The organism is Thioalkalivibrio sp. ALJ24 (genome assembly GCF_000377785.1).
In the GTDB taxonomy this organism is placed as follows: domain Bacteria; phylum Pseudomonadota; class Gammaproteobacteria; order Ectothiorhodospirales; family Ectothiorhodospiraceae; genus Thioalkalivibrio.
Genome location: NZ_KB898737.1, coordinates 1 through 14607, shown reverse-complemented (window position 1 = coordinate 14607; position 14607 = coordinate 1). Strand labels below are relative to the sequence as shown.

General features: G+C 68.2%; 10 protein-coding genes and 3 pseudogenes. 11 read left to right on the top strand and 2 right to left on the bottom strand.

The genetic code is table 11. The annotated features are described in order from the left end of the window. Positions 1-440, bottom strand: a pseudogene (locus D571_RS14380) (IS3 family transposase); the annotation flags it as partial. After that, positions 437-760, bottom strand: a complete 324-nt coding sequence (locus D571_RS14510; RefSeq protein WP_018937184.1) for a helix-turn-helix domain-containing protein — start codon at positions 758-760, stop codon at positions 437-439. The gene D571_RS14510 and the pseudogene D571_RS14380, both read right to left, overlap by 4 nt. A 65-nt stretch (positions 761-825) precedes the next feature. On the opposite strand from D571_RS14510, the pseudogene D571_RS13880 reads away from it, so the two are divergent. The 11 genes and pseudogenes from D571_RS13880 to D571_RS13875 form a co-directional block, all read left to right on the top strand. After that, positions 826-990: pseudogene (locus D571_RS13880) on the top strand (DsrE family protein); the annotation flags it as partial. A gap of 127 nt (positions 991-1117) precedes the next feature. Continuing rightward, entirely contained in the window at positions 1118-2440 is a 1323-nt protein-coding gene (locus tag D571_RS0113340) for a nitrate regulatory protein (RefSeq protein WP_018937193.1), read from the top strand. A gap of 478 nt (positions 2441-2918) precedes the next feature. Continuing rightward, on the top strand, positions 2919-4337 hold the full coding sequence (locus D571_RS0113335) for a CmpA/NrtA family ABC transporter substrate-binding protein (protein WP_026287869.1): 1419 nt from the start codon (positions 2919-2921) through the stop codon (positions 4335-4337). Between the two features lie 11 nt (positions 4338-4348). Further along, positions 4349-5299: a nitrate ABC transporter permease gene (ntrB, locus tag D571_RS0113330; RefSeq protein ID WP_018937191.1), complete on the top strand. Its 951-nt coding sequence runs from the start codon at positions 4349-4351 to the stop codon at positions 5297-5299. Positions 5300-5309: 10 nt separating this feature from the next. Further along, positions 5310-6107 carry an ABC transporter ATP-binding protein gene (locus D571_RS0113325; protein WP_018937190.1) on the top strand — a complete coding sequence of 266 codons (798 nt, stop codon included), beginning with the start codon at positions 5310-5312 and terminating at the stop codon, positions 6105-6107. Beyond that, on the top strand, positions 6107-8587 hold the full coding sequence (gene nirB / locus D571_RS0113320; protein WP_018937189.1) for a nitrite reductase large subunit NirB: 2481 nt from the start codon (positions 6107-6109) through the stop codon (positions 8585-8587). The genes D571_RS0113325 and nirB overlap by 1 nt, the downstream gene beginning before the upstream one ends. Then, on the top strand, positions 8584-8955 hold the full coding sequence (gene nirD / locus D571_RS0113315) for a nitrite reductase small subunit NirD (RefSeq protein ID WP_018862464.1): 372 nt from the start codon (positions 8584-8586) through the stop codon (positions 8953-8955). Before nirB ends, nirD begins: the two co-directional genes overlap by 4 nt. A 1-nt stretch (position 8956) precedes the next feature. After that, the gene (locus D571_RS0113310; protein ID WP_018937188.1) at positions 8957-11647 is read left to right on the top strand and encodes a nitrate reductase; all 2691 of its coding nucleotides are present in this window, start codon (positions 8957-8959) and stop codon (positions 11645-11647) included. 2 nt (positions 11648-11649) lie between these two features. Then, on the top strand, positions 11650-13116 hold the full coding sequence (cysG, locus tag D571_RS0113305) for a siroheme synthase CysG (protein WP_018937187.1): 1467 nt from the start codon (positions 11650-11652) through the stop codon (positions 13114-13116). Beyond that, positions 13113-13967 carry a uroporphyrinogen-III synthase gene (locus D571_RS0113300; RefSeq protein ID WP_026287868.1) on the top strand — a complete coding sequence of 285 codons (855 nt, stop codon included), beginning with the start codon at positions 13113-13115 and terminating at the stop codon, positions 13965-13967. Before cysG ends, D571_RS0113300 begins: the two co-directional genes overlap by 4 nt. 7 nt (positions 13968-13974) lie before the next feature. Further along, positions 13975-14607: pseudogene (locus D571_RS13875) on the top strand (VWA domain-containing protein); the annotation flags it as partial.

Sequence of the window (14607 nt, the reverse complement as noted above, 5' to 3'; positions counted from 1 at the left end):
GCCATACCCTCGCCGGTCAGCGCCTGGGTCGCATCCGTCCCCCACATCCGGTCGGGGGCCTCGGGGATGATGGTGCCGTCGTGGACCTGCGGCCCCCGGGCCGTGCCCTGTCGATGCGGGGCCTGCAGCCCGTGGTCACGCAGCAGCCGGCGCAGCCGCTCACGGCAGACGATGATGCCCTTGCCCTTCAGGCGCACCCAGAGCTTGCGGTAGCCCTCGCCAGTGATGCCCAGCGCCTCGGCCTCCCGGACCACCTCACGCACCCTTGCCAGCAGCGCGCCATCCGACACCGCTGGAGGGCGACCCCGGCGTTGCGGCACGGCCGGGCTCGCCGCAGCCGCCTGGCGGGCATACACCGTCGACCGGGGGACACCCCACACCCGACACACCCGAGCCTTGCCGTACGCACGGCGTACGGAGACCGAGCAGGCTCGGCTCATGGCATCGATCTCCGCTTCACAAAAGGGAGCTCGCCCTCGTGACGCGCCACCCGCATCTCCAGCAGCTCCTTGTCCATCAACAGCTCGCCGACCTTGGCCTGGAGCGCCTTGCGCTCCTTCTCCAGCGCCTCCACTCGGGGATCGTTGCTGCGCTGCTTGAGACCCGACAGGCCACTCTCCAGGAACGTGTCGCGCCATTCCGAGAGAACGGAGGCCGGCTGCCCCGTCTCACGGCTCAACTCATCCAGGCCCTCGCCCCGCAGAAGGCGCAATACCACCTCCTGCTTGCGCTTGGCCGACCAACGTTTCACTTCGCTCATGAACACCTCCCGTCATCAGGATCACCTGATCAATCGGGTGTCCAGGATATTCCATGGGCAACCCAATCGTGGATTCGCTGGTGAGTGAAGGCGTCCCGTTCTGGGCCTGCGAGGCCTGCGCCAAGGGCCGCGACGTCGGCGAGCACAACTTCCTGCCGAACGCCGAGATGGCCGGCATGGGTCTGTACGTCCAGGCCGTCGCCGATTTCGACCGCTCCATGAGCTTCTGATCGAGCGGGCCGGTCTACGGGCGGGGTGTTATCCCCCGCCCGTTTTTGTTTGTACCCTCGCCGCCAGTCCCTCGAACTGGCACATCGCATGCTTGTTTGTTCCGGGAATCATCCGCGGACGACGAGCATGACCCAGAATACATCCCCGAGTTTTTCCTTCGAAGAGGCCATTGGCGACTTCCTGGTCGCCTCGCGCAAGTGCGAGGTGGTGAGCCTGGAGCGTCTGCTGGAGGCGGTACAGCTGGTCGGGCGCATCCGCGCGCTGGTACACCAGCTGCAGCGAGAACGCGGGGCCTCCAGCCTCTGGATCGGCTCTGGTGGCCAGCGCTATGCGGACGAGTTGGCGCAGTACCGAGCCGAATCCGACACCACCGCGCGAGCGTTTCGCGAACACCTCGATGGCTGGCTGGAGCCCGGCGCCTGTGCCCACGCGCGAAGCCGCCTGCTGGGGCGCATGGCGCTGGCGCTGCATGGCCTGTCGGGCTTGCCCAGCCTGAGGGCGGAGGTCAGCGAGCGCACGCTTTCACCGATGGAGGCGATGCGCGGCTTCAGCGAACTGATCCGGTCATTGCTGGCGGTGGTGTTCGAGGCCGCTGATTCGGCCACGGACCCGGAAGTCTCGCGGGCCCTGGTGGCCCTGCTGAACTTCATGCAGGGCAAGGAGCTGGCGGGCCAGGAACGTGCGATCGGGGCTGCCGGCTTTGGCCAGGGCATGTTCGACGGCGAACTGCGCCAGTCCCTGTTGCACAGGATTGATGCCCAGGAACGCTCGTTTCGGATCTTCTCGGAATTCGCGCCGGAGTCGGCCTGCGCGGCCTGGCAGGACCTGCAGGGAGCAGGCTTCGCGGCCGAGGTCGAGCGCCTGCGCCGTCAGGCCTGCACCCAGGGTGATTCCCGGGGCGATTCCCTGTCGGACCCGGCGCGTGCCGAGATCTGGTTTGCCTGTGCCACTGCGCGCATTGACGCAATGAAGGAGATCGAGGACCTGCTGGAGATGCACCTGAACGAGTGCTGTTCGGCACGCATCACGGCGGACCGCGCCGACCTGGGTGCGGTGCGTGACCGCATTGCGCAACTGGCGGAATCGGAGCTGCGTGACAGCGTTCCGTATGCGGTGTTCTTCGGGGCGCCGGAGGGCCTGGATCAAGAGGGAGAGGATGATGCCGTACTCAACGTACCCATCGTCGGACACTCGGTAATGGACCTGGTGCAGCGCCAGGCGACCCGGCTGCAGTCGGTGGAAGACGAGCTGTATGCGGCACGCCAGGCTCTGGCCGAGCGCAAGACCATCGAGCGCGCCAAGGCGCTTCTGATCCAGCACCGCGGCCTCAGCGAGGACCAGGCCTACAAGCTCCTGCGCCAGACGGCGATGAACCAGAACCGGCGCCTGGCCGAGGTCGCCGAGGCGACCGTCGCGATGTCCGACCTGTTGGGCAAGGGCGGCCTGTAGCCAATTCCCCGGGAAATGGATTTCGCCCTTGTGGGAGCGGGCTTGCCCGCGAAGCCCCTGCCAGTGTCCGCGACTGGCAGGGGCTTCGCCGCCAAGGCGGCGCCTACGGGGAGTAGGGTGCCGGCGCACTATTTCAGATCATCTGCACCGCAGGTGCGCCCCAAGGTGGTGCCCCTTGCGGGTGATATTTCCCTGCGAAGATTCGATTGAGGACCGAGAACCATCCAGTTTTTCCGCGCCATGGCGCGCTTGCTTCTGGCGGGGTCGATTAGCAACGGCTAATTGGCACACCTCCTGCAAGAGTACCGGCAAGACGAGCCAACGGCGGTTCGTCGCCTGACAACAGGGGGACCCGATGACTGGGTCTCCCACGGGACCGGACAAAGGCGTCCATCACCCGGCTGCAAACGCGGTGGGGCTGATGCGACGCCTTTTTCGTTTTTGGGATGTGTTTGCTGACAAGGGGAGTGAACCCGCAATGACCGATCACACGAATGACACGAAAAAGACCTCCGGCCTGTCGCGCCGGCGTTTCCTTCAGGCCGGCGGGGTTCTGGCAGGGGGAGCCGCTTTGGGTATGCATCCGGATTTTTTCCGGGCGGCGGCCTATGCCGGGGGATCCGAAGGGCTGGAAAAGACTCAGCTCGACCTCGGATTTATCCCCCTGACGGATTGTGCCCCGCTGGCCATCGCCGAGGAGAAGGGGTATTTCGCGCGCCACGGGCTCGACGTCAATGTGGCCAGGGAGGCTTCCTGGGCCAATATCCGCGACAAGGTCTCTGTTGGAGAGCTGGATGGCGGGCACATGCTGGCGGGAATGCCGATTGCCTCGACTCTGGGCGTGGGCGCTACCCAGCGCAACACCATCACGGCGTTCAGCATGGACCTCAACGGCAACGCGATCACCGTTTCCAACGAGCTCTACGACCGGATGGTCGAGGCCGATCCGGAGGCCATGAGCGAACGGCCGATTTCCGCGCGCGCCCTGAAGAAGGTCATCGATGCCGACCAGGCAGCAGGCCGCGACCGTATGACCTTCGCCATGGTTTTCCCCGTATCCACGCATAACTATGAACTGCGCTACTGGATGGCCGCTTCCGGGATCAATCCGGATCGGGATGTCCGCCTGATCGTGATCCCGCCACCCCAGATGGTGGCCAACCTGCGCGCGGGCAACATGGATGGCTACTGCGTGGGCGAGCCCTGGAACATGCGCGCGGTGGACATGGGGATCGGAAAGACCCTGGTGACCAACTACGAGATCTGGAACAACAATCCGGAGAAGGTATTTGGCGTACTCGAGAGCTGGGCGGAGGAACACCCGAATACGCACCAGGCTGCGCTGCGTGCCTTGATCGAGGCCAACGAGTGGATGGACAAGCCCGAAAATCGCGAGGAAGTGGTGCGCATCATTTCGGGCCGTCGTTATGTGAACGCTCCGGAGCACGTAGTCGCCATGTCGATGACGGGCACGCTCCAGTTCACTCCTGACGGAGATCCCGAACCCTTCCCGGATTTCAACGTATTCCATCGTTACGCGGCCAGCTTTCCGTGGCGTTCGCACGCGGCCTGGTTTGTCACGCAGATGGTCCGTTGGGGGCAACTGGAGGAGCCGGTGGATATGCGCGCCGTGGCCGAAAAGGTCTACCGCCCGGAGTTGTACCGAGAGGCCGCTGCGGAAGTGGGTGTCGCCTACCCGGAGATCGACCGGAAAACGGAAGGCACGCGCGATGACCACTGGACCCTGGAGGCGGCCTCCTCGCCGATCGAGATGGGCCCTGACCGGTTTATTGATGACCGCGCCTATGACCCGGACGACCTTGTCGGCTATGTCGATGGATTCGATGTGCACAGTCGCAAGGTCGCTATCGATGACCTTGCTGACGTCAACGGCTGAGGAGGCTCGTCATGTCCACCAATTATGCCGATATGCAACTTGTTGGGGTTAAACGCGAGAACGACAAGGACGCCGAAGGGCGAACGGAACCCACGGTTGGCCGAGAAACCAAACCGGCTGAACGCATCGACACCGCTGGAGCGGATCCAACGGCGCACGACGACCGATTCGAGGTGATGGCGGATATGTTCCAGCGCTGGATTCCGGTGCTGGTACTCCCGCTGATTACGTTCGGATTGCTTCTGGGGGGCTGGACCTGGCTGCAGTCCACGGTCTCGCCGGATCTTCCTACGCCCGTGCAAGTGTGGGACGAAGCTGTTTTTCTGCTGGGTGATCCGTTCTACGACCATGGCCCCAATGACATGGGGATCGGATGGCAGGTGCTGTACTCCCTGGGTCGAGTCCTGACGGGCTTCGGCCTGGCAGCGCTGGTCGGGATTCCTCTGGGCTTGATGATGGGCGCTTCGCTCTCGATGCGCCGCGCCCTTGGCCCGGTCGTGCAGCTGTTGCGTCCGGTGTCCCCACTGGCCTGGCTGCCGCTGGGTCTGCTGGTGTTCGAGGCGGTCAATCCCTCCGCGATCTTCGTGATCTTCATCACCAGCATCTGGCCGATCCTCATCAATACCGCGGCCGGGGTCCAGGCCATCCCGCGTGACTACACCAACGTATCCCAGGTGCTCCGTCTCGGGCGCCTGGAGGCAGCGCGCAAGATCCTGATCCCAGCAACCATGCCCTACATCCTCACCGGTATGCGGTTAGCGCTGGGTATTGCCTGGATGGTGATTGTAGCGGCCGAGATGCTCACCGGCGGGGTCGGTATCGGCTTCTTCATCTGGGACGAGTGGAACAACCTCAATGTGGCCTCGATCATCGTGTCGATCTTCGTAATCGGCCTCGTGGGCATCGCCCTGGATGGTGGGGTCGCCCTGATCAAGAAACGCTTCGACTACGCGCCCGCGTAAGGAGAGACCCATGAGTCACTATCTCAACATCGATTACCTGGATATGACGTTTGCGACTCCACGCGGGCCGCTCAACGTTCTCAACAACGTCAATCTGAAGGTCCAGAAAGGCGACTTTGTATCCATCATCGGGCATTCCGGCTGTGGCAAGTCCACCGTTCTGAACATCGTGGCTGGGCTGCTGCGCGCTACCACTGGGGGCGTTCTTCTGGAAGAGCGCGAGGTAGTGGAACCCGGGCCAGAGCGTGCCGTGGTGTTCCAGAACCACTCCCTGCTGCCCTGGATGACGGTGTACGAGAACGTCCGCCTGGCCGTGGACAAAGTGCGCCGCGGGGCCCCCCGAGCCGAGCGCGACGCCTGGACGCTGGAGAATCTCGAACGTGTCCACATGACCCACGCGAAGGATCAGTACCCCGGTGAGATCTCCGGGGGTATGAAGCAGCGCGTCGGGATCGCCCGGGCGCTGGCGATGGAGCCCAAGGTCCTGCTTATGGATGAACCCTTCGGCGCGCTGGATGCGCTGACCCGGGCACATCTGCAGGACGAGGTCATGAAGCTGCAGTCGGAGCTGGGCAACACCGTGCTGATGGTCACCCACGACGTGGACGAGGCGGTGCTGCTGTCCGATCGCATCGTGATGATGACCAACGGCCCGGCCGCGACCATCGGCGAGGTCCTGGAGATCGACCTGCCGAAGCCGCGCGAGCGCCTGGTGATGGCCGACAACGCGCAATACAACCACTACCGAGCCGAGGTGCTGCGCTTTCTCCACGAGCGCCACAAGAACCCCGAGTCGGAGGCCGCGTGATGGATACCGCGAACGAGAAGCCGCGGCTGGTGCTGATCGGCAACGGCATGGCCGGGATGCGCACGGTCGAGGAGCTTTTGAAGCTCAAGCCGGACATGTACGACATCACCGTGTTCGGTGCCGAGCCCTGGGGTAACTACAACCGCATCATGCTCTCGCCGGTGCTGGCCTCGGAGAAGACCGTCGACGAGATCATGCTGAACGACGATGCCTGGTATGACGAACGCGGCATCACCCTGCACAAAGGCAAGCGCATCGAACGGGTCGACCGCGTGAACCGGCGGGTGATCGCCGAGGACGGCACCGAGGCGCCCTATGACCGCCTGCTGCTGGCGACCGGCTCCGATCCGGTGATGATCCCGGTGCCGGGGCACGAACTGGAGGGCGTGGTCGCCTTCCGCGACATCCACGACGTGGACGCGATGCTCGCCGCCAGCCGCGCCCACCGGCATGCGGTGGTGATCGGCGGCGGCCTGCTGGGCCTGGAGGCCGCCAACGGCCTGATGCGCCAGGGCATGGAGGTCACCGTGGTGCATCTGATGGATCACCTGATGGAGCGCCAGCTGGATGCCGAGGCCGCCGGGATGCTGCGCGGCTCGCTGGAGGAGCGCGGCATGCATTTTCGCATGGCGCACCAGACCGAGGCGATCCTGGGCGAGGACCGTGTCACCGGCGTGCGCTTCACCGACGGCAGCGAGGTCGCGGCGGATCTGGTGGTGATGGCCGTCGGCATCCGCCCGAACACCGCGCTGGCCGCGTCCGCCGGGCTGCACTGCGAGCGCGGCGTGGTGGTGAACGACACGATGCAGACCTATGACCCGTCGATCTACGCGGTGGGCGAGTGCGTGCAGCACCGCGGCGCCACCTACGGCCTGGTCGCGCCCCTGTGGGAGCAGGCGAAGGTCTGCGCCAACCACCTGGCCGAGTACGGCATCGGCCGTTACGAGGGCTCGATGACCTCCACCAAGCTGAAGGTGACCGGGATCGACCTGTTCTCCGCCGGCGACTTCACCGGTGACGAGACCACCGAGGACCTCGTGTTCAAGGATGCCGCGCGCGGCGTCTACAAGCGCCTGGTGCTGAAGGACAACCGCATCCAGGGGGCCGTGCTGTACGGCGATACCCTGGACGGCTCCTGGTACTTCCAGCTGATGCGGGACGGAACGCCGGTGGCCGACATCCGCGAGAACCTGCTGTTCGGCCAGGCGAATATCGGCGACTCCGGCCACGGCGACGAGGCCTCGCGGGTCGCGGCCATGCCCGACGAGGCCGAGATCTGCGGCTGCAACGGCGTATGCAAGGGCGAGATCGTCCAGGCGATCAGCGAGCACAAGCTGTTCACGCTGGAGGACGTGCGTGCCCACACCAAGGCGTCGAACTCCTGTGGTTCCTGCACCGGGCTGGTGGAGTCCGTGCTCGCGACCACGCTGGGTGGCGACTACTCCGACGCCCCGGCGAAAAAGCCGGTCTGTGCCTGCACCGACCACAGCCACGACGAAGTGCGCGCGGCCATAGCGGGCGACGGGCTGAAGACCATGGACGCGGTGTTCGAGGCCCTCGACTGGAAGACCCCGAACGGCTGCCATGTTTGCCGTCCGGCGCTCAACTACTACCTGCTGGCGGCCTGGCCGAAGGACTACCAGGACGACGCCCAGTCGCGCTTCATCAACGAGCGCGCCCACGGCAACATCCAGAAGGACGGAACCTATTCCGTCGTGCCGCGCATCTGGGGTGGGGTGACCACGCCGGCCGAGCTGCGCGCGATTGCCGAGGTGGCCGAGCGCTACCAGGTGCCCACGGTCAAGTTCACCGGCGGCCAGCGCATCGACCTGCTGGGGGTGAAGAAGGTCGACCTGCCGGCGATGTGGCGCGATCTCGGCGACGCCGGGTTTGTCTCCGGCCATGCCTACGGCAAGGCCCTGCGCACGGTGAAGACCTGTGTCGGCTCCGAGTGGTGCCGCTTCGGGACCCAGGACTCGACCGGGCTCGGCATCCAGCTGGAGCGGATGACCTGGGGCTCCTGGACCCCGCACAAGTTCAAGATGGCGGTCTCCGGCTGTCCGCGTAACTGCGCCGAGGCCACGATCAAGGACCTGGGCGTGGTCTGCGTGGACTCGGGCTACGAGCTGCACGTGGGTGGCAATGGCGGGGTGAAGGTCCGCGCCACCGATTTCCTCTGCAAGGTGGAGACCGAGGCCGAGGTGCTCGAATACGCCGGGGCCTTCATGCAGTTCTACCGCGAAGACGCGCGCTATCTGGAACGCACCGCCCCGTGGATCGAGCGCGTCGGACTGACCCGGGTGAAGGAACGCCTCGTGGACGACGCCGAGAACCGCGCCGCGCTGTACGCCCGCTTCCTGGAGTCGCAGGAGGTGGCGCAGGTGGACCCCTGGGCCGAGCGGGCCGCCGGGCATGCGGCGCACGAGTTCATCCCGATCAAGCCGGTGGACGCGACCCCGCGCCAGGGGGTGTCGGCATGAGCTGGCTCGCGATCTGTCCGCTCGAGGACATCCCGTCGCTGGGTGCGCGCGTGGTGGCGGGCCCGAACGGCGACATCGCCGTGTTCCGCACCGCGGATGACCGCGTCTTTGCCCTGCGCGATCAGTGCCCGCACAAGGGCGGGCCGCTGTCGCAGGGCATCGTTCACGGCGAGCGCGTGACCTGCCCGCTGCACAACTGGGTGATCGATCTGCAGTCCGGCGAGGCCACCGGGGCGGACAGTGGCTGCACCCATGCCTTCCCGATCCGGGTGACCGACGGTCAGGTGTGGCTGGACCTCTCCGGCGCCACGGGCGACGCCGCGGACGATACCGCTGCGGCACCGGTCGCCTGCCGCGAGGCGGGCTGAGATGGCTGCGGAACAGTCGGTGACCCGTACGACCTGTCCCTATTGCGGGGTGGGCTGCGGCGTGGAGGTGACCGCGACGCCGGGCGGCGAGTTTCCGGTCGCGGTATGCGGTGATCCCGCCCATCCGGCGAATGCCGGGCGCCTGTGCTCCAAGGGCGCGGCACTGGCCGAGACCCTCGGCGACGAGGGCCGGTTGCTGCACCCGGAGATCGGTGGGCGGCGCGTCGACTGGGAGACCGCGCTGGATCATGTCGCGGACGGCTTTCGCGAGACCATCGCGGCACACGGGCCGGATGCGGTCGCCCTGTACGTCTCCGGGCAGATCCTGACCGAGGACTACTACGTAGCCAACAAGCTGATGAAGGGCTTCGTCGGCTCGGCCAATATCGACACCAACTCCCGGCTCTGCATGTCCACGGCGGTGGCCGCCCACACCCGCGCCTTCGGCGTGGACGGCGTGCCGGGAAGCTATACCGACCTCGAGCAGGCCGATCTGGTCGTGGTCACGGGCTCCAACATGGCCTGGGCCCACCCGGTACTTTTCCAGCGCCTGCAGGCCGCCCGCGCGGCGCGCCCGGAGATGAAGCTGGTGGTGATCGACCCGCGGTGCACGGCCACCGCCCAGGCGGCCGACCTGCACCTGCCGCTGGCGCCAGGCACGGATGCCTGGCTGTTCAACGGCCTGCTGGACCATCTGCGCCGGGAGGATGCGCTGGACCCCGGCTTCCTGGAGCGCCATGTCGAAGGCTTTGCCGACGCCCTGGCGGCCGCGCGGTCCTCCAGCCCGTCGATCGCCGCGACCGCCGAGGCCTGCGAACTGGAGCCGGAGGCGGTGGCGACGTTCTTCCAGTGGTTTGCCCGTACCGAGCGCACCGTGACCGCCTTCTGCCAGGGCATCAACCAGTCCGACAGCGGCGTGGACAAGGCCGGGACGATCCTCAACGTACACCTGGCCACCGGCCGCATCGGGCGCCCGGGCATGGGCCCGTTCTCGCTGACCGGCCAGCCGAACGCGATGGGCGGGCGCGAGGTCGGCGGATTGGCCAGCCAGCTGGCCGCCCACATGGGCTTCGACGACGCGGCCCTGGACCGGGTTGGGCGCTTCTGGGGCGCAACGAACCTTGCTCGCCAGCCGGGCCTGAAGGCGCTGGACCTGTTCCGCGCGGTCGAGTCGGGACAGGTGAAGGCGATCTGGATCATCGGCACCAATCCGCTGTTCAGCCTGCCCGAGGCCGCGCGCTTCGAGCAGGCCCTGGCCGAATGCCCGCTGGTCGTGGTCTCCGACTGCGTGCGCGAGACCGAGACCACGCGGGTGGCCGACGTACTGCTTCCGGCGACCACCTGGGGCGAGAAGGACGGCACGGTAACCAACTCCGAGCGCCGCATCTCGCGCCAGCGCCCGTTCCGGGCGTCCCCCGGCGAGGCCCGTCACGACTGGTGGGCGCTGGCCCGGGTCGCGCAGCGCCTGGGTTTCGCCGACGCCTTTCCCTATACCCATCCGGGCGAGATCTTCCGCGAGCATGCGGCGCTGTCCGCCTTCGAGAACCACGGCACGCGCGACTTCGACATCGGCGCGCTGGCCGGGCTTTCCGACGCGGAGTACGACGCCTTGGAGCCGGTGCAGTGGCCGCTGCCGGCGGGGAGCCGGACGGGCGCCGAACACCTCTATGCCGATGGCCGTTTCTTTACCGCCAGCGGCCGGGCGCAGCTCGCGGCCGTGCCCCCCCAGACTCCGACCGACCCAGTCGATGCCGACTATCCGCTGCGCCTGAACACCGGCCGCATCCGCGACCAGTGGCACAGCATGACCCGCACCGCACGCACCCCGCGCTTGAGTGCGCATCAGCCGGAACCGTTCGTCGAGATCCATCCGGTGGATGCCGGACTGTTCCGGGTCCAGGCCGGCGATCTCGCCGAGGTGACCAGTCGCCACGGTCGTCTGCTCGCGCGGGTGCAGGTGAGCCGCGAGCAGGGCCCGGGCAGCGTGTTCGTGCCCATGCACTGGAGCCGGCCGATCGCGCGGCTCGCCCGGGTCGATGCGCTGGTGCCCGCGCATGTCGACCCGGTCTCCGGGCAGCCGGCATTCAAGCACACGGCCGTGGCCTTGCGCCCGGCGGCGCTGGACTGGCACGGCTTCGTGCTGAGCCGCGAGCCGATCGCCACGCCCGAGTCGGACTACGCAGTCGCCGCCCGTGGTCTCCGACACCTGCGTACCGAACTGGCCGGGCGGGGCACACCGCCCACGATGGAGGCGTGGCGCAAACGCCTGGATGGGCCGGGGGAATGGCTGGAGTTCGCCGACCCCGCCGGGGGGCGCTACCGCGCCGCGCGGATCCACGAGGGGCGGCTCGCCTGCGTGCTGTTCGCGGGCCCCGACCGGGGCCTGCCCGAGCGCGAGTGGCTGGCCGGCCTGTTCGCGGCCGAGACCATCAGCGATACCGAGCGCATGGCGCTCCTGACCGGGCGCCCACCGAACGGCCAGGCCGTGCGCGGGCGCATGGTCTGCGCCTGCTTCGGCGTGGACGAGACGCGCATCCGAGCCGCGATCCGCGAGCAGGGGCTGGCCACCTGCGAGGCCGTGGGTGCGGCCCTCGAGGCCGGGACCAACTGTGGCTCCTGTCGCCCCGAGATCCAGAACCTGTTGAACGAGGAAGCCGAGGCGCCCACGGACCCCGTGGCGCGGGAGGGATAAGCATGGAACACCTGCCGATCTATATGCAGTTGCACGGCCGCGAGGCCCTGGTGGTCGGGGCCGGACCGGTGGCCACGCGCAAGGCGGCGCTGCTGCTGGAGGCCGGGGCGCGGGTGCGCCTGCGCTCCCCCGAGTACAGCGACGCCGCCGAGCGCCTGCTGCGCGAACAAACGGGGTCGATCAGCCGCGATCCGGGGGTCTATGACAGCGAATGCCTGGATAGGGTAGCGATCGTGATCGCCGCGACCGATGACGCAGCGGTGAACCGCCAGGTCTCGGAGGACTGCGTCGCACGTTCGATCCCGGTGAACGTCGCCGACCAGCCCGAGCTGTGCAGCTTCATCCTGCCGGGCATCGTGGAGCGCGGGCCGCTGACCATCGCGATCGGCTCGGGTGGCCGCGCCCCGGTGCTGGTGCGCCTGCTGCGCGCGAAGATCGAGAGCCTGATCCCGACCGGCTATGGTCGGCTGGCCGATCTCGCCGGGCGGCTGCGCGACCGTGTGCGCGCCCGTTTCGACCATGTGAACGCCCGCCGCGCCTTCTGGGAGCGGGCCTTTGCCGGGCCGGCCACCGAGCTCGCCCTGGCCGGGCGCATGGACGCGGCCGAGGCGCGCCTGGAGCAGGAACTGGCGGACGCCGCAACCAGCACGCCCGGCGAGGTCTACCTGATCGGCGCCGGGCCGGGCGATCCCGACCTGCTGACCTTTCGCGCGCTGCGCCTGCTGCAGCAGGCGGATGTGGTCGTCTACGACCGGCTGGTGTCGTCCGAGGTGGTGAACCTGGCGCGCCGCGAGGCCGAACGCTTCTATGTCGGCAAGGAGCGCGACCACCACTGCGTGCCGCAGGAGGAGATCAGCGCGCTGCTCTCCCGCCTGGCGCGCGAGGGCAAGCGGGTGGCCCGGCTGAAGGGCGGCGACCCGTTCGTGTTCGGCCGTGGCGGCGAGGAGCTGGACGTGCTGGCGCGCGCCGGCGTGGCCTACCAGGTCGTCCCCGGCATTACCGCGGCCAGCGGCTGTGCCGCCTATGCGGGCATACCGCTGACCCACCGCGACCATGCCCAGTCGGTGCGGTTCATCACCGGCCATACCCGCGAAGGGCGGCTGGATGTGGACTGGTCGCAGCTGACCAGTCCCCGTGAGACCCTGGTGTTCTACATGGGCCGCAAGGGCGTGGGCGAGATCTGCCGGGGTCTGAAGGGTGCCGGCCGCGCCGGGCAGACCCCGGCGGCGATCATTGAGAATGGCACCACCGCGCGCCAGCGGGTGGTCAGCGGCACGCTGGATACCCTGGCCGCGCGTGCCGAGCGCGAGCAGGTGGGCTCGCCCAGTCTGATCGTGATCGGCGAGGTGGCGGCCTGCCACGCGCGCCTGGCCTGGTTCCAGCCGGATGCCGGGACCGCCACGGTGTTCCCGCAGCCGATGCCGATGTCGGGGCCGGGGTCGCGGGCCGCGGCGGCGAGCGCGGCGTGACGGCCGCATCCGTCCTGCCGGAGGCGACGGCCAGTGGCCTCGCGGGTTGCCGCGTGGCCTTGCCGGAGAGCCGGGCGCTGGAGGTCTTCGCCGGCCTGCTGGAGCGGCGCGGGGCCGAGGTCTGGCGCTGCCCGCTGATCGCGATCCACGACAGCCCCGACCGCACGGCGATCGAGGCCTGGCTGCACCGGGCGATCGAGGCGCCGTTCGACCGCCTGATCTTCCTGACCGGCGAGGGCTTCACCCGCCTGACCGGCTTTGCCGGGCGTGCCGGACGCGAGGACGCCTGGCTGGCGGCCGTGGCGCGGACGCCGACCCTGGTGCGGGGCCCCAAGCCGGGGCGGGTGATGAAGCCCTTCGGCGTGCGCCCGGATGCGGTCGCGGCGGCACCGACCACCGAGGGCATCATCGAAACCCTTTCTGGGCAGGATCTGGTGGGGCAGCGTATCGGGGTGCAGCTCTACGGCGCCGAACCCAACCGCCGCCTGCTCGGGTTCCTGGAGCAGGCGGGTGCCGATGTTTTTCCCGTCTGGCCCTACCGCTATGCGGACGCCGCCGAGACCGGGCGCGTGACCGGGCTGATCGAGGCCCTGATCGCGGGGCAGGTGGATGCGATCGCCTTCACCAGCCAGGCCCAGGTGCGGCGACTGCTGCGCGTCGCCCGTGACGCGGGGCACGAGGATGCGCTGCTGTCAGCGCTCGGCCGAACCGTCGTCGCCGCGATCGGCCCGGTGGTGGCCGACGAGTTGCGCGCCCATGGGGTGCACCCGACAGTGGTCCCAGACGGGCAGTACTTCATGAAACCCCTGGTCTCGACGCTCGCGCGCCACCTGGGTGGGCATCGCGGCTGAATGGCGGGCGCGGCGCGGGGCCGACCTGCTGAAGGCCGGGCGCTCGCGTGGCGAGGCGTATTTCCGCCTCGAGAGCGACGAGAGCCTGAAGCTGCTGCTGGAGGCGCTGCCCGGTTTCCGTCCGCGCATGCACGGGCGTTTCCTGCGTCTGGTGCTGCTGGCCTGGCTGGACGCCGACATCCCGCTGGCCGATTCCGGCTGGAAGCCGGGCGAGGGCCGGCCGATGCTGGAGACCGACGGCCGGCGGCTGTTCATGCCGGCGGTGATGGACTCGCGCGAGGAGGCGCTGGTGGCCACCCAGCATGCGGCCGCCCATCTGGCGTACGACACTTACGCCCTGCCTCGCGTGGAGCGCCTGTTCGAGCGCGCGGGCAGCGAGCACCCGCCGCTGGACGACCGCTCGCGCATCACCTGGCGGCCGTTGTTCGCCGCCTTCGGCGAGCGCATGTTCCGCTTCCAGATCCTGTTCGACCTGGCCGAGGACCTGCGGGTGAATGCCCGGGTCGCGCCAAGGATTCCGCGCTTTCTCGAGCGCCTGGTGCGGTTGGCCGAGGCGTACGAGCGTCCGGCCGAACCGGCCGGCACCTATTTCGATTTCGCCCTGCGGGCGCACCGGGCGCTGCTGGAAGGACGCGAGCAG